This is a genomic window from Gynuella sunshinyii YC6258 (assembly GCF_000940805.1).
GTDB lineage: Bacteria > Pseudomonadota > Gammaproteobacteria > Pseudomonadales > Natronospirillaceae > Gynuella > Gynuella sunshinyii.
Genome location: NZ_CP007142.1, coordinates 5,518,783 through 5,535,452, shown reverse-complemented (window position 1 = coordinate 5,535,452; position 16,670 = coordinate 5,518,783). Strand labels below are relative to the sequence as shown.

Sequence of the window (16,670 nt, the reverse complement as noted above, 5' to 3'; positions counted from 1 at the left end):
ATACTTTTATAAAGATGTTAAATGAATTTGATTATTAAGATAAATATTGTGGGGTCTGGAATGCCGATTTCAGGAAGTATGCTGAAAAACTAAATGTGTTACTGTGAAAATGTTTTGAATTTAAAAAAAAACAGGGGGTTTTCTGGTTTTTTAATTATGGCTTTTCTTTGGCTGAGAGGATCGTATGTGAAAAATTTTATGGAGTCTGCCTATTAGCCTGGCACAAATATTTTTTCATGTAATAACTATTCTCTCATTGCTCTTTATATATAAGGTATATTGGTATGCATGTGTCCAGCAATCATACTTTTGAAGGTGTTCTGAATATCTTGATAAAGCCAGCACTATTTTTTCGGAGAATCCCAGTTGAATTTCATCTCGGGTGGATAACAATGGTGTATATATGGCACTTTCCCATATGTCAAAAAAGGTGATGATGATTTTATAGATTTGGCCAGATTTGGTTAAAAATTGTGATGCACCTGGTGGGAAATATTGGTGAGGTAAGTTTCATTCGTGACATTTTTATGATCATGTCTGTACATGCAGAAAAATAGGATGTTTCTGAACAATCACCGATTTGTCGTTCCGTCTATTAACCTGGCAATTAAATTGATTGTCCTGATCTCTTTAATTGTCGCCCTAAGAAATCTGGCGGTGTTACGCGAAACACCGACTCCTCGGTGCATCCCTGCATCACACTATTAACCTGACATAAATACTTGCCGGGTTAATGGAGCCTGCTGTTCATGGTTTAAAACATCTCTCAGTTTTGTGTCTTTTTTGCCTGATTCTGAAAATCCTGCAGCATTATTCAGAAGTTTCTTAGCGAGCTTCAGGTGTTGTCACTGTCATATTGAACGCAAGTAACTTCAAATCAGCCCCCAATAACCACTTATCAGAGCTATTACAAACAAGAGTGCATTAGTCAGACTGTGTGCCACGATGGGAGCGGAGATGGAGTCGGAGCGCATTCTGACAACCGCATAAATGACACCCGCTAAAGTACCTGCCAGCCAGGCACCATGTAATGCACCGAAGGCCAGTGATGAAACAGCCACGGCCACCCAGGTTATATTAATCTGGCCACGAAGTGTGACTTCTGAACGGGACAGTCGACACAGCAGATAGGCTCTGAAAGCCAGTTCTTCGGCGATGGGGACGGTCACTGCTGCGCCCAGAAAACGAATCAATAACCAACCCCAGGCGATACCATTGGAACTGTTGTCCAGGGCGGTTTGGAAGGTGTTGTTGTATTCCGGGTTCTGTGGTACCAGCAGTACCCAGAGTATGGCCACCAGTATTCCTGCTGCCAGCGGTTCCCAACCGGGACGATAAGGAAGCAGACTCAGTCTGGACCAGTACTTGACAAGCACAATGACCACGGCAATGACCCGCAGCGGGTAAAGCCAGTCGAAATCGGAAATAAATGCACTGGTCAGAATTGAGACCGCCAGCAGTACGATCATGGGCATCAGTGTCGCAACCGGGACGTTGTCGGTGCTGACGGTCTTAACCGCTCTGGCTGTCGGATAACGAAAATAACGGATGGAGCCGGCCACCCACAGCAGCAACAAGGAGGTCAGAATAAACATGATCCAGCCGGCCTGAGAATGAAATCCACCTACGGCGATGTCTTTTGACCAGTAGTATCCCACCCAGACCAACAGTGCGATACGGACACTGTTTAGCAGCCATATAACGGTAATACCCAGCGGGAACAGCAGCAGGCTGTGTGGGTAACGGAATTCACCTTTATGCAGATAAAGATAGATGCCGGTGAAGGCGGTGATCAGGCCGATACCCTCATAACCGGAGCAGGCGGCGGCAATATTGACGACAAAGTCTCCGAGACCGAGGATTTTGGCATTCGGATAGACGACCACAAGGTCGGGATTGAACAAGGCCAGCCAGATGGCCGAAAGGGTAAAAGTACCTTCGCTGAGTGGGTCCCACAACGCAGATGTTCCGGTGGTGAACAGCCATACCATTAGGCTGATGGTGATGGCAATCAGCAGTGGGTATTTTTCCTGTTTGAGAAATTGCATCACAAAGCCGAACCGGCAGATACTCATGAGCCAGAACCCAAAGGTAAACGCTGCTGTGAACAACCAGCCGAAGTAGTCGATGTTACCGATGGATTGATCCAGTCCGGTAAACAGTCGGCTGCAGAAGTACAGCAGCGCGGCATAACTGAGTCCGTGCAGGGGGAGAGAATAGAGCAGTGTTCTGCCGGAAAACTGTTCATTGAGCTGCTGCCAGTATTCCGGCAGACGTGCTTTTAATTGGATGATGACCAGTACGATAGTTAAGGTCAGAACTTTGGCAAACCGGCCCAGCTGACCGAAGATTTCCTGCCAGAGACTGAGGTTCTGTCGTTTGAATAACAGGTAGGCATCAAAGGTCTGGCTGATAAATAAGATTTCACCGGCCAATAGTAATAACAGCGTGGCAATAATGATGGTGGAATGATGCTGCGAGGGGTGTTGGGGCGGAACGGTATTGTTTGTATGCAAAGCAGACTCCATTGGATATCAATATCTCTCTGTCTGGTCAGCATATTAACTGACAACCTGCTGCGGTTATAGCACTCGGCTGCAAAAACGCTCACGTCCGGGCGGACGTGAGTCAGGGGGCCTCTGAAAAATAGGAATAGTTTTAATGCAGGCCAGGAAGCACCAGTCGCAACACCGCAGTTTACTGGCGTAAATGAGGATGTGAGACTGGCGCTGACAACGTCCTGCGCGAAAACAGGCCATTTTTCAGAGGTTGCTTAGGACCTCAGGAATAACGGTATGGCGGACCGGCTTTGTCCATGGCGGCGTTATATTCCTTGAGAATTTTAACCACCCTGGCGCAGCGGTCACTGGTCTTGGCTACTTCATCCCAGAATTTGTGCGCTTCGGCTTCCACCTTGGCCCATTCGGCATCGGCGATGGTGGTAAGTTTCATTTTGGTGCCTTCGGTTCGGAGTTTTGCTTCACCACCCCAGTACCAGTGTTGACGGTGATAATGCGAGCTGTTCATACACAGTTTGAACAGGGTTTGCAGGTCTTCCGGCAGAGCATCCCAGCTTTTGCTATTGGCAAAATACGAACCGATCCACGCGCCGGAGATATTGTTGGTCAGGAAGTAGTTGGTCGCGTTAGCCCAGCCGGAGGTATAGTCTTCAGTGATACCGGACCACGCCAGGCCATCCAGTTCACCAGTCTGTAAGGCCACTTCGGCATCTTCCCAGGGCAGGGTGACCGGTACCACGCCAAAGCGTGACAGGAATCGGCCGGCGGTTGGGAATGTGAAGATGCGTTTGCCTTTGAGGTCTTCGAGGCTGTTGATGGGATCTTTGGTGGCAAAGTTACAGGGGTCCCAGGCACCGGCACCCAGCCAGGTAACGCCTTTTACTTCACTGTAGGCTTCTTCCCAGATCTGCTTTAGTCCGTATTGTTCAAACAGTACCGGAACATCCAGGCTGTAGCGGGTGGCAAACGGAAAGTAGCCGCCAAAGACAGAAATATCCACCGGTGCAGCGATGGAGTCATCGTCTGACTGCACGGCATCGATGGTGCCTTTCTGCATGGCCCGGAACAGTTCCCCGGTCGGTACCAGCTGGTCGGCATAAAACAGTTCTATTTCCATTTCACCATTGGCGACTTTATTGAAGGCGTCGATGGAAGGTTTGATCACGAATTCTGCCAGTGCCGGTCCGGCATAGGTCTGAAAGCGCCATTTGATTTTGCTGGGTGAGGCTTTAATGGCCGGTGCACCGATGGCGGTGGCGGCTCCCACAACGCCTGCTTTTTTAAGAAAGTTGCGTCTGTTCGTCATTTTCGATTCCCCTTAATTAATAGATGCCGATGATCTCTCATCAGCGACTGCCTGAACTCATCACGGTTATCCGCCGTAATATTGGGTTGGTAGCCACAGCGCCAGTTGCGGGAACACCATGATCAGCATTAAAGCGAGAATCATGATGGCCACAAATGGGGTGACTGACTGGTAAATGTCCTTGAGTTCTACCTGCGCCGGAGCCATGGCTTTCATCAGAAACAGGTTGTAGCCAAATGGCGGTGTCATATAGGCGATCTGGCAGGTGATGGTGTAGAGCACGCCATACCAGATCAGATTGAAATTCATGGCGGCCACCAGCGGTATGTACAACGGTGCGACGATGACCAGCATGGCGGTATCGTCCAAAAAAGTTCCCATGATAATAAAAGAGAGCTGCATCAGGATCAGCACTTCCCAGGGGCTCAGTCCGAGCTGTTCCAGAAACAGGCTCTTGATGGCTCGTACTGCACCAAGACCATCGAACACTGAACCAAAACACATGGCCGCCAGAATGATCCACATGAACATGCAGCTGATACCCAGGGTTTTGCGCAAGGTATCCTCCATGACCTGACGTGTCAGGCGACGTTTAATGAGTGCGGCGACGGTGGCTGCCACCGCTCCGACTGCAGAGCTTTCCACCAGACTGGTGATGCCCATCAGAAACAAACCGGTCATCAGAAAAAATATCAGTAACGGTAAAATGCCAGCTTTTAATAACGAAAGTTTTTTGGACAGAGGAATATCACGTTCTTCTGAATCCAGTACCGGCCCCAGTTCCGGCTGAATACGACAGCGTATCACAACATAAATCACGAACATGGAAGCCATGATCAGGCCAGGGAATACTCCGGCCATCCACAGCTGACTGACGGGTTGACGGGCGATCATGCCATAGAGCACCAGTACCACGCTGGGAGGTACCAGAATGCCAAGCGAGCTGCCGGCCTGAATGACACCGGTCACCATGATTTTATCGTAACCGCGGCGTAACAGTTCCGGCATGGCAATGGTGGCACCAATCGCCATGCCGGCCACACTGAGCCCGTTCATTGCCGAGACCACGACCATCAATATAATGGTGCCGATAGCCAGGCCACCCCGTAATGAACCAAACCACACGTGAAACATGTCATAGAGGTCATTAGCGATACCTGATTCCGATAACATAAAACCCATGTAGATGAACAAGGGCAGAGTCAGCAGGGGATACCATTTCATTAATTTCATGGCAGCGGAAAACCCCATTTCTGAGCCGCCGGTACCCCACATGGATAGTGCCGCCACCACTGCAACGAAACCAATGGCGGCAAACACTCTTTGTCCGGTCATCATCATGAGCATCATGGATGCAAACATGAGCAATGCGATCATTTCATAACTCATTAAATCTGTTCTCCCCTGATTCGGGCGATATCTTTAAAAAACTCGGCGATGGCCTGCAGCAGCATGAGAAAAATTCCAATACAGGCAATGATTTTTATGGGTGCCATATATGGCCGCCATGAGGAGTAACTGCGCTCTCCATATTCCAGTGCATACGAGGTGCTGGACCAGCCTCCGACTAACAACATGACCAGATAGAAAACGAGAAATAGTATGGTGAAGGTATCGACCCAGGCTTTGGTTCGGTCCGACCAGCGGCCATATATCAGGTCCATGCGCACATGATCACCCAGTTGCATGGAGTAGGCTCCTCCAAGCAGGTAGTAGGCAACCATGGTGAACTGAGCCATTTCCAGGGTCCACATCGGTGGCACAAAAAACGCCTGAGTAATGGATGAGTACAGCAAAATGCCGATCATGACGAAGATGATATACATGGCCATGCGGCCTACCACGCGGTTAACGGCTTCAACCGTTTTGACATATTTTTTGAGTATTATGGGCATTGAACGGATGTCCTTATGACAGCACTTCAGTCATGGAAAATGTGATCGTTTATCGCGTTTGCGTGAGAGCTGATGAAGCCATTGGCAGGCATGCGAATACCGTCGAAGAGACTGTGGGGTGTTTTGAATGTCCCCCAAAAACTCATCGCACTTCTCCATCTATTAAGAGTCGATCATCTGATCGATTGTCTCAGTCTTGGAAAGCAAAAATGAGTCCATTTGAGACGTGAACAAATCTATATGCGAAAAGAATGGAACCGAGGTGATGGTTGATGCATGCCGATGGGGATCTTGCTTTTCACCGCGGTCCATTTTTGTGCAGATATGGAGCGAACCGGGAGGCGAAGAATGAAAGGGGTTTTGTGTAAGACGGTACGATTTGGATTATCCAGCAAAAAAGGAATCGTACGATGGTGGTGCGAAATATCATTAAAAAATGGATCGAAGCAGTCGATATACAATGTACGGGTTATTTCTTTATCCATTTTTCCACATAACCGGTTTACCACACCGGTGTTGCTGAGCTAGGAATAAATATGACAATGAATATGCGCGATTCCGGCGGGCTGTCCCTCAGGTCGAAGTTGCTGCTGGTCACCGGATTGGTAATTTTGCTGGTCAGTTTTGTACAGACATTGAGCAGCTATTTTTCGTTGACGGGTGATGCGCGTCGGGCCCTCACCTCCGAAATTATGTCCAGCGGTGAGTTGTTGGAGCAATCAATCACTCACTGGATCAACGATAAAAAAGCATTGGTTCGTGCGGCTGCCACATCGGACCAGTTGTTGGAGAACACCATTTCGGTGCTCACACAGGCTCGTGAGGGTGGACAGTTAATGGCGAGTTATCTGGGGAGCAGTGACGGCAAAATGACCATTGTGCCGGATGATCCAATGCCGGCCGGATATGATCCCAGAGTCCGGCCGTGGTATCAGCAGGCGATTAATCAACAGCAGGTGATCGTGACTGATCCATATGTGGATGCCGTGACCGGCAAGCTGATCATTTCATTTGCTGCGGCCATTCCCGGTCGCAAAGGTGTGTTCGGGGTGGATATTTCCCTTGAAGCCATCGTTGACACTATTTTGAGCGCCGACTTTGGTGATCGCGGTTATGCCATGTTGATCAATGATCAAGGACAGATTCTGGTCCATCCCGATCAATCTCTGGATATGAAAAGCCTGCCTGCACTGGCGGACTCGCTGGATACCCAGGTAATGAAACAATTGGCCGGATCCGGTGAGCTGGCATCATTCCAGGATGCAAACAAAACCTATCTCGCTGGTTTCAGAGCCGTGTCCGGGTCGAAGTGGTTTATCGGACTGGTACTGGACGAGCGGGCAGTAATGGGACCGATCCAACGGTCTGTTATTAATGCCGTCATCTATGCAACGGTTATCGCTCTCGTGACGCTGGCAGTTGTGGCGCTGTTGATTGGCCGGGCACTTCGACCCTTACATGACCTGGTTCAGGCCATGAGCGAAATTGCCCAGGGTGAAGGGAATCTGAGCCATAAACTGCAAATTGCCAGTCATGATGAACTGGGTCATTTAAGCAAGGGCTTTAATGAGTTCTCGGAAAAAATCCGTTTATTGGTGATAGATGTTCATCAGAACGCAGGACAACTCAAGCAGCAGGCTGAGAAACTGGCGACGGATGCCAGTCGCAATGCCAGCCGGGTACAGTTACAACAAGGGGAAATCGAACAGGTGGCGGCCGCCATTCATGAAATGAGTGCCGCGGCCAATGAAGTGGCAGGTAATGCAGATGCAACCGCCAAAGAAGCGGGTAGCGCCGCAGAGGCCTCTTCATCAATGCACCAATTGGCGACCAGCAATCGCGATAATATGTCCCATCTGACCCGTGAAATCGAAAAATCCACCGATGTGATTCAGGAGCTGAATAATGATGCTCAGAGCATCGATTCCATTCTCTCCACTATTCAGAATATTGCAGAACAGACCAATCTGCTCGCGCTCAATGCCGCCATTGAGGCGGCCAGAGCAGGTGAACAGGGTCGAGGGTTTGCAGTGGTTGCCGATGAGGTCAGGGTCTTGTCTCAGCGCACCCATAACTCCACAGAAGAAATTCAACAGATGATAGAAAAGCTGCAAAAGCAGGCCGAAACAGCGGTTAACCTGATGGCCAGAAGTCGTGAGCTGGCGGGCGATACGCTCGGCAATACCGAAACGGTGACTGAGAAACTGGTCGGTATTAACGAATCAATCCAACGGATCTCTGATATGGCCGTGCGGATCGCGGCATCTTCCAGCGAACAGCATCTGGCCACCGAGGAGATCAGCCGTATTACCACGGCCATCAGTGACGCCGCGGCGGAGATGTCTATGGGATCGAAAGAGACTGAAACCACGGCCAATCAGTTGGACCGACTGTCAGAAAATCTGAATGAGAACCTGCGTCGGTTCAAGGTGTAAACCGACGCCGTGAAGGGATGTTCACAGGGAAGTGACGGTCTCTTTATAAATACTGAAACCGCGCGCCAGATAATTATTTAATGCATGTGGATGATCAAGAGTGCAGGTATGTACCCAGACGCGTCTGGTATCGCTCCAGTTCCAGGCATGTTCGATGGCCCGGGATAACATATCGCCACCAAAACCATGATCCAGAAAGTCCGGTGCCAGTCCGAAGTACATGATTTGCGTATCTTGTGATTGTTTCTGCAGTTCAAAATAACCGGCAACAGCGCCCTGGTAATAAGCTACCCAGGTTCTCAGATGATTGTCTGTCACATAAGCCCGCCATTGTTCGTCTGACCAGGCGAGATTGTCGGTCCACTGCCAGGGTTCGCCAACCAGCTGATACAGGAAACGATTGAACTGGAACTGGGGCTTAACGATCTCTTGCAGTTGCAGGCCATCTGCGGCTGGCTTGCGACGCAGCTCAGATGGAGAATGCATTTCAAGATAATAAGTCGTGTAAGATTTGCTCATAATATGATTTTTTACATTCTTCGTTAGTGATCAACCTGACGTGCTTGTCCCTTAACAGCCGCCACTCTGACAGTGACAGTGAGATTAAGGCATGACAGAAATATTCATTATGATCCAATTTCCACGATGCCAGGCTGGTTAATTTGTCATCAGACAATACACCATGGTAAATGCGAAAGTCATCAGTTTTGCCATTCGTTAGAGAGTCTGTGCCATGCCTTGATTTCGAGGTCGAGGCGAAAAGGAGTCCGGCTTATTTGTTCGTTACGGGTACCATTGATATTACGAGTACCAACATGATCGGACAACCTCGCCGTGAACTGATGCATTGATCATTATTTGCCATCGGCGCACAAATGCTTTGTTTACATGGTAATTGAAAGTGCTCCTGGTGGAGCAGATCGAACTGGCGGAGGTTTGATCGTTTGCCTAACCTGCTAATATCAGTAATTGACTCCAAAACCCCAAAGCCCGGGTATGGTATTGGGTTAACCACTTGGATAGTTGTTGTTGTGATGACTAATCAGTAGGTGGATTGTTAGGCTGGTTATCAGCAACGTTATGTGTAACCGGAGTGTGGATGTTTATGGGGAGTATGTGTGTTTAGTGAATTTCTGGCTGATCAGGGGCTGAATCTACAGCATGTGTTTGAGCTGTCGACATTGCCACAGACAATGACCGCAGCACTCGCGGCAGATATTGCTCCATACCGGCAGTTGCTGCTGTTGGGGCACGGTGGCCGGCGTTTGTGGCAGGTCATCAGCACTGTTGCGGTGGAGACTGATGATCCCATTGATGATTTCACCGTGCAGCTGGTACACCGCTATTTCCAGTCTGATCATCCCCGGGCCAGTTATAAAATACTCTATCCCGGCGATACGCAGGTGTCGTTGCAACGCCTCGGTGAATTGGCCGGCTGGCACTCCGCTTCGCCATTTATGCTGGGCATTAACCACGATTGGGGCAGCTGGTTTGCTTACCGGGCTTTGGTGCTGGCAGATACATCCTTAACACCTGACCAGGCGATAACCCTGTCATCGCCCTGTAGTGCGTGTGAGCATCGGGATTGCATTCGCAGTTGCCCAGCCAGTGCGCTTGATCATGGCCAATTTGATTTGGAAGCCTGTTCGCGCTTCCGTCTCGAACCGGATTCGGATTGTGCATATCAATGTCTGGCCCGTAACCAGTGTCCGGTGAAACCGGAGCATCGCTACAGTGATGAACAGATTCGGTACCACTACGGCCGGTCGCTGGCAATGATTCGACAATACCGGCGCCGTTGAGTTTGCTCGCACATATATGGGCCACTCACTGAAGAGTCGTGTGCAGGCACTTGCCAGGGCTCTGGAAAAAAGACACTATACTGTTTTTTTATACAGTATTTGGTGATCAGGTGACAAAATCCCCGGTAACGACAATCAAAGGACGAGGTACCGCTTCGACGATTCCAGGTCGTTTTGCCCGACAGATCTCGGAAATGGATGAGTCTGAAGAGCTGCTGAGACATCCCAATACCCAGCTGACATACGAAACCGCCAAAAGCCTGATTACCCGCAACAATTCCCCCGATGTACCGTTCAGCCTGTCGGTCAACCCTTATCGGGGTTGTGAGCACGGTTGCATCTACTGCTTTGCCAGGCCGACGCATGCTTATCTGGATATGTCTCCCGGTCTTGATTTTGAAACCCGTCTGATCGTCAAGGAGAATGCTGTTGAACTGTTTGCGAAAGAGCTTCGCAAGCCAGGTTATGATTGCCAACCGATAGCCCTTGGCATCAATACCGATGCCTATCAGCCGGTGGAAAAACAACTGTGTCTGGCCAGAGGTATTCTGCAAACGGCGTTGGCATACCGGCAGCCCATATCCATTGTGACCAAGGGCGGGTTGATTTTGCGTGACCTCGATATTCTGTCCGCCATGGCTGAACAGCAGCTGGTGTCTGTGGCCGTCAGTGTGACAACGCTCGACAACGGGCTGAAACGCGCGATGGAGCCTCGTACTGCTTCGGCTGAAATGCGCCTTAAGATGATTCGTGAACTGACAGCGGCGGGTGTTCCGGTCACGGTGTTGATTGCACCGGTCATTCCGTTTATCAATGATCATGAACTGGAAGCCATTATCGCGGCCGTTAAAACTGCAGGCGCCCGGCAGGCGGCTTATATTATGTTACGTCTGCCCTACGAGGTGGCTCCGCTGTTCAGTGAATGGTTACAACAGCATTTTCCTGACCGCGCAGAACATGTACTCAAGCGTATTGCGGATATGCGTGGAGGCAAACTTTATGACAGCCGATTCGGTAAGCGTATGACTGGAGAGGGCATTTTTGCCGATCTGATCAATCAGCGCTTTCATCTTGCCATGAAAAAACATGGCCTGGGTTCCGAACGAGTTCCCGGGCTGGATTGCAGCCGCTTCAAAGTGCCACCACAGGAAGGAGATCAGCTATCACTGTGGGATATGACCGAGTGAGTTGATTGACACCGCGATTCTGCTTGCCAATCACGAAAACAGCACATTCTGCCGGTGCTGTCGACGGTTTATTTCGGACTATGTTCAGTGATTTTCAAAGTGAGAAACTGCTGTAATGCAAGGACAATTTTGCTACTTGATAGCTCGACATCTGTATCTTTCCAGGAGTATGGATAACACTGGAAACCGTATCTGTTTCTGAAATCCGACGATAGTATCTTAGTGCCATAAAGCACCGCCGTCAGAACCTTGTATGAGTTAATTAAGATAGCCTGGCATAGATGTGAAAAGTATCGAGAATGTTGGAATGTATGGCAATTTTAAAAAAATATGCAGGATAACTTTATGAGAATTTTGTTATCCGGATATCAACCAAAAGACGGATATTTCCAGTAATTAACAGCTTATAGAATGGTAGCTATACCGGCTGTCTGATGAAGAAAAAACACTTCATACATGCGGCCAGATTGATAATGACCTATTAATAAAAATAAAAATAAAAATACAACGGGCATTAAGAGTCACACATACCCCATTATTTTATCTGCATCTGCAATCAGGATGGTTTTTATCAGTAGCTATAAATGACCAATGATCGTGCCTTTATAGAATCCTGCTTGGAGGGTTATTAGAAAAACCAGACAAGGTTGTGAGTACTCGATGAAAGACAAACAACGCGAGCTGGAGGAACGGATGTGTGGCAAATAGCTGATTTTAATCTTTCTCATCGCGACCATCGTAATGTTGATGCTGATTCAGAGATTTGCCTGGGAACCCGGACGGATGGTTTTCAGGCAGGGGCTGTAGAGAAACATCTCTGCAATTCTTACCTGTAACAAGAGGAAAACCGTAATGTCTTTACCTGCAAAAGTTACCAGCGCGCTACTCTTATCAGTAGCCGCAATTTATCCTTCGATCGCATCGGCGGCACCGGTTACGTTTAATAATGCCACTCAGCTCACCACAACGAGCGGCGAACTCGTGCATGCCCATGGTGGAGGAGTGATCAAATCCGGCGGCTACTATTATCTGGCAGGAGAACAACGTGGTCCTGATGGTTGGCTGTTTGGGGCAGTATCGTTGTACCGCTCGGCTGATCTGGTTCACTGGACTCATGTGAATGATATTCTGACGCCGAGTTCCAGTCCTGAGCTGGCACCTTCGAATATTGAGCGTCCAAAAGTCATCTATAACGCGGCTTATAACCACTATGTGTTGTGGGCGCATAAGGAAAATGGCGAGGACTATGGCGATGCTGAAATCGCAGTCGCGGTTTCGCCGACCATTGACGGTGATTATGCTTATCAGGGATCTTTTCGGCCACTGGGGTATGATTCCCGTGACCAGACTGTATTTGTGGACAAAGACGGCACCGGGTATCTGATTTCGGCATCGAACGTGAATCTTGATCTCCACATCTACCGGCTGACGGATGATTACCTGGGGGTTGCCGAACTGGTTTACGTCTTTGAAGGTGATCATCGGGAAGCTCCAGCGGTATTTGAGCGCAACGGTGTTTACTTCCTGGTCACTTCCGGTGCATCCGGCTGGAATGCCAACCAACAAAAATATGCTACAACGACTCAATTTCCGGCCGGCAGTTGGAGTGCGTGGAAAAATGTCGGGAACTCAAATGGTTTCGGTTCGCAGACAACCTATGTCACGACGATCAGTGGTACGCAGGGAAGTTCCTACCTTTATATGGGTGATCGTTGGGGACCGCAGTGGGATGGTAATCCGAATGATTCTTTGTATGTCTGGTTACCGCTCGAATTTCCTAGCTCTAACACATTAGCCATGGAATGGTATCCACAACTGACCATCGACACTGAAACCGGACAGGCAGAAGGTGTGGCTCATGACACCACGACACTGGTATCCAGAAATAGTGGCAAGTGCGCAGATGTTGTCAGTCAGTCATGGCAGGATGGTGCCAATATCATCCAATGGACCTGTAATGGCGGGATCAATCAGGATTGGCTGATACAACCGACTGGAGATGGATACCACCGGCTGATTGCCTGGCATAGCGGCAAATGCCTTACGGTTGAAGGTAACGAGAGTGGCACCCTGGCTCTGCAACAGACATGTACCGACAACGGTACCGGACAAAAATGGCAGTTGCGCGATACCGGGGATGGTTACGTTGAAATTGTGTCCCGTGACAGCGGCAAGTGCCTGGACGTCAACGGCCAATCCACTGAGAATAGCGCCAGATTGCAACAATGGGGGTGCTGGGGTGGCAGTAATCAGCAGTGGCGTTTGAGCTCTCAATAATCATTCTGTTTTCCGGGCGAACTCACTGAGTGTGAGTTCGTTCGACGAATCATGACCTTTTGTTCCTGTCTTCTTTTTATCTATTCTGTTTAATAACAATTGCTTGATATGAGTACATTATGTTTCAAGCTATTCGTGAAAACATCCCCGTAGGCATTGACTCAAATGGATTGGAAGCCGACTTTCGCAATCGGCATCTATGCGCCATTGTTTAAATGAAATCATTCAATAAAAAGAGTGATTGAATTAAAGAATCTTGATAATCAAATCAATTTTCCAGATCTCTTTTTTTTGGGATCACATCGGCTATGGCCATTAGTGATTCGCCCGTGCTAACCCGACAAACAAGCCTCCGGGGTTAATAAGGTCATTGATAGCTGATCTTGGTGTGGTAAGTATCTTTGGGATAATGCTCGGTTGGCAGGTATTGATGTTTAAATTTTCATGGTAATGAAACTGATCATTATGTTTGGTTATCCTGGTTATTTTTATGGTGTTGATTTCTTTTTGTTAGTGTGACGAAGTTATCATTTTCGAAGACGGAATGATTGCGTTGTTATTTATGTAATGTGTTAATTTTTGGTTGCATAATTTATGTATCTTGATAATAGGACGTTTTCGACCCCTTTCGTTTTTCATCTACATACTCAAGGTGAATTATTTGTCGAGTGGTTGGTCTGTTTGGTTTGAAAATTTTTATAATTTGATTTATTTTGTCGCTCCTTGGATGTATCAAAAATGCCGATTTTCTTCTGATAGGTTTTTGGTTTTTCAAAATCGAAAATTTTTTGTCATGTAAAATACATGTATGACCGTTCGTCGATTTTTGGTTTTTAACAACTGCCGTATGGACAGAAACTCAATAGCCTGCCCGAGGCGAATGTAGACGCTGGATATCGTTCGATATGATGTTATGAGGTTTCGTTACAGTTGTAAGCGCCGCATGCAATAACCTTAAAAACGATCAGAATTATCTTTTTGAACGTCAGTTGATCATTCCGAAACAATGGTATGTATCAGCAACCTCTTGGAAGTTTTTCTCTACAACATCGTGATGGACGTGGAAATCCTTGGAACGTCTGACAGGGTGTGTCTGAATAGTTTGAGGCTGATAATGAATGAAGTTAAAGCAGTGATATCAGATATTGGTAATGCAGGTTATGAGGATCGTTTGTCTGGCAAGAAGAATTGGATTAAGGGCTTTACCCTGATAGAGGTGCTGGTGGTTATTGCCATAGTCGCGATATTGGCCACCATCGCGATTCCCAGTTATAGCCGGTACATTCAAAAGAGTCGCGCTAAAGCTGCCGCGGCGGACCTGGTAGCGATCAGTCTGGTTATGGAAAACATGTATCAGCGGCAATTGAAGTATCTTAAACCTGCTGATGTCAGTGCCACTCCGGCATTGTCCAATCCCACCTCTGGAACCCTGGAAACATTGGCATACCTCGGCAACGGTGACAGCAGTAAATCAGCCTGGAAACCGGCAGAGGGCGATTATTTCTCTTATACAGTTAAGGTGACCGATACCGCAGGTGGTGGTTATCTTTTAACCGCCAAAGGTGTAACCGGTACCAGCAGTGCCGGCTGTGAACTGACTATTAAAAATGACAATACCCGCAGCGCTAACGGTAATAGCGGTTGTGGAGGGTTTTCCTCATGGTAACAACGGAGCACGGTTTTTCCCTGGTTGAGTTGATGATTGCCATTGCCATCATGTCCATTCTGATGGTCATGGGAGCACCATTGACGCGTGCCTGGGTGGCCAATGCTCACATTGCCCATGCGCAAAACGTATTGGCCGAAGGGTATGCCACCTTAAGGGCACTGTCGCTGAAAAATCCGCTTGGGGTCAAAGGCGATCAGGAAGTTGCCAGCCTCACCATTAACGGAAAGCTACTGTCTGCCGGTTATCGTGATGCCTATGGTACGGTGAACATGGTGTGGCAGGGCAATATTGATACCGATGTTACGCTGGCGCTGACCGAGGCTGGCTGTGCTAATACCCTGAGATTGAACAATCTTGGGATGGCACTAGATAGCCGTTGCCTGGCCTATAAAATTTCCTCAGCAGGAGGACGTGATGAGTCTAGCACGCTGCAATAGTAACCCGCTTTCCAGAACTTGTGATCAACGTGGTATGACACTGCTCGAAGCGATGATCACGATGGTTATTATGATGATCATAGGGTTGGGAATTGCATACATATCCGGTCGTTCGGCTGTTGCTCAGAAAGATATGAATGTGCTCGGACTGGCGATAGGACAAATGCGCAACAGTATCCAGACGGGCGCATGCTCTGCGGGGGCTGAGGCTCCTTTGTCATTGACGATCGGCGATCATCAGGTAACGGGTTCGTGCAGTACGCCACAGGTTTCGATCAAAGTTGAGAATTCTGCCTCTGGTGCGAAAAAGATTGTCAAAACAGTGACCGTAGGTGTTCCCTCTGCATCGGTCAATGATACAGAAAACAATGCATTGTTTGGTGGTGTTGTGACGGTGGATCCCTCATGAAATCATCGGCCTTTCGCGCGCAAAGTGGGTTTAGTCTGATTGAGCTGATGGTGACCCTGGTGGTGTCGCTGATCTCTATCCTGGCCATGCTGACGCTCTATCAAAGCTCCGGTCGCAACAGTGCGGAGACCAAGATGGGGGCATTTATCGATGGCCAGGTTCAGATCGGCTTGCTGGCAGCAGACAAGTTATTGCAGGGTGCCGGTTATCAGCCTTTCGATCCCAGTGTCAGCGTCGCAACCTATGGTGCTGATCTGTTACTAATTAAAGATGCCAGTATCCAGGAAGACGGAACGGTCAGTGGTACTGCTCTCAGTAAGGTGGCAATGGACTCGGCCGGCTCAGCGGGTCTTGTGGGGCAGGCGCTGATATGGCATGCCAATAACGATGGTACGCATGTTTACAAAGGCATTTACGCTCCATCCACGGGTGGTCTGTGGCAGCTGACGGGTCAGTCAATGAGCTGGGATTCCACCAGCTGGCGCAAGGGAACCTCTCTGATCGCCGTACCGGCTGTCACCGATGGTCCTTTTCAAAACAGTGGTCAGGTGACTATCCGTTTAACGGCCGCAAACTGCCGACCATTCGGGGTCAATCTTGGCGGCCTGGGTGGTATTTATTCAGTCAGCCTGCAAGCTGTTGGTTATGCGGCCAGCAACGCATCTCAACGTTCACAGACCTGTTTGATTAATTTCCGTATTCCAGATTAGTGATGCATCGCTGCAATGAGGCAT

General features: G+C 48.7%; 13 protein-coding genes. 8 read left to right on the top strand and 5 right to left on the bottom strand.

Going from position 1 to position 16,670, the window contains the following annotated elements:
• Positions 1–872 precede the first annotated feature (872 nt).
• From xrtE to YC6258_RS23055, 4 genes are all read right to left on the bottom strand, one after another.
• Positions 873–2,516: an exosortase E/protease, VPEID-CTERM system gene (gene xrtE / locus YC6258_RS23070; RefSeq protein WP_052830522.1), complete on the bottom strand. Its 1,644-nt coding sequence runs from the start codon at positions 2,514–2,516 to the stop codon at positions 873–875.
• 265 nt (positions 2,517–2,781) lie between these two features.
• A complete protein-coding gene (gene dctP, locus YC6258_RS23065; protein ID WP_044618978.1) occupies positions 2,782–3,825 on the bottom strand; it encodes a TRAP transporter substrate-binding protein DctP in 1,044 nt (347 codons plus the stop codon).
• 66 nt (positions 3,826–3,891) lie between these two features.
• Positions 3,892–5,214: a TRAP transporter large permease gene (locus YC6258_RS23060; RefSeq protein ID WP_044618977.1), complete on the bottom strand. Its 1,323-nt coding sequence runs from the start codon at positions 5,212–5,214 to the stop codon at positions 3,892–3,894.
• Positions 5,214–5,720, bottom strand: a complete 507-nt coding sequence (locus YC6258_RS23055; RefSeq protein ID WP_044618976.1) for a TRAP transporter small permease subunit — start codon at positions 5,718–5,720, stop codon at positions 5,214–5,216. Before YC6258_RS23055 ends, YC6258_RS23060 begins: the two co-directional genes overlap by 1 nt.
• 536 nt (positions 5,721–6,256) lie before the next feature.
• Between YC6258_RS23055 and YC6258_RS23050 the strand changes: the two genes are divergently transcribed.
• Positions 6,257–8,155, top strand: a complete 1,899-nt coding sequence (locus tag YC6258_RS23050; protein ID WP_052830521.1) for a methyl-accepting chemotaxis protein — start codon at positions 6,257–6,259, stop codon at positions 8,153–8,155.
• A gap of 21 nt (positions 8,156–8,176) precedes the next feature.
• Here the strand turns inward: YC6258_RS23050 and YC6258_RS23045 are convergent, their stop codons facing one another.
• Positions 8,177–8,674: a GNAT family N-acetyltransferase gene (locus YC6258_RS23045; protein ID WP_044618975.1), complete on the bottom strand. Its 498-nt coding sequence runs from the start codon at positions 8,672–8,674 to the stop codon at positions 8,177–8,179.
• Between the two features lie 599 nt (positions 8,675–9,273).
• Between YC6258_RS23045 and YC6258_RS23040 the strand changes: the two genes are divergently transcribed.
• From YC6258_RS23040 to YC6258_RS23010, 7 genes are all read left to right on the top strand, one after another.
• Positions 9,274–9,957: a hypothetical protein gene (locus tag YC6258_RS23040; protein WP_044618974.1), complete on the top strand. Its 684-nt coding sequence runs from the start codon at positions 9,274–9,276 to the stop codon at positions 9,955–9,957.
• Between the two features lie 110 nt (positions 9,958–10,067).
• Positions 10,068–11,144: a PA0069 family radical SAM protein gene (locus YC6258_RS23035; RefSeq protein ID WP_044620353.1), complete on the top strand. Its 1,077-nt coding sequence runs from the start codon at positions 10,068–10,070 to the stop codon at positions 11,142–11,144.
• Positions 11,145–11,996: 852 nt separating this feature from the next.
• Positions 11,997–13,421 carry an RICIN domain-containing protein gene (locus YC6258_RS23030; RefSeq protein WP_044618973.1) on the top strand — a complete coding sequence of 475 codons (1,425 nt, stop codon included), beginning with the start codon at positions 11,997–11,999 and terminating at the stop codon, positions 13,419–13,421.
• A gap of 1,114 nt (positions 13,422–14,535) precedes the next feature.
• Positions 14,536–15,087 (top strand): type IV pilin protein, encoded by a 552-nt coding sequence (locus tag YC6258_RS23025; RefSeq protein ID WP_052830520.1) that lies wholly within the window; start codon positions 14,536–14,538, stop codon positions 15,085–15,087.
• A complete protein-coding gene (locus YC6258_RS23020; RefSeq protein ID WP_044618972.1) occupies positions 15,081–15,527 on the top strand; it encodes a pilus assembly FimT family protein in 447 nt (148 codons plus the stop codon). The genes YC6258_RS23025 and YC6258_RS23020 overlap by 7 nt, the downstream gene beginning before the upstream one ends.
• Complete coding sequence (locus YC6258_RS23015; RefSeq protein ID WP_044618971.1) at positions 15,505–15,936, top strand: prepilin-type N-terminal cleavage/methylation domain-containing protein; 432 nt, start codon at positions 15,505–15,507, stop codon at positions 15,934–15,936. Before YC6258_RS23020 ends, YC6258_RS23015 begins: the two co-directional genes overlap by 23 nt.
• A complete protein-coding gene (locus tag YC6258_RS23010) occupies positions 15,933–16,646 on the top strand; it encodes a PilW family protein (RefSeq protein WP_044618970.1) in 714 nt (237 codons plus the stop codon). Before YC6258_RS23015 ends, YC6258_RS23010 begins: the two co-directional genes overlap by 4 nt.
• Positions 16,647–16,670: the final 24 nt, after the last annotated feature.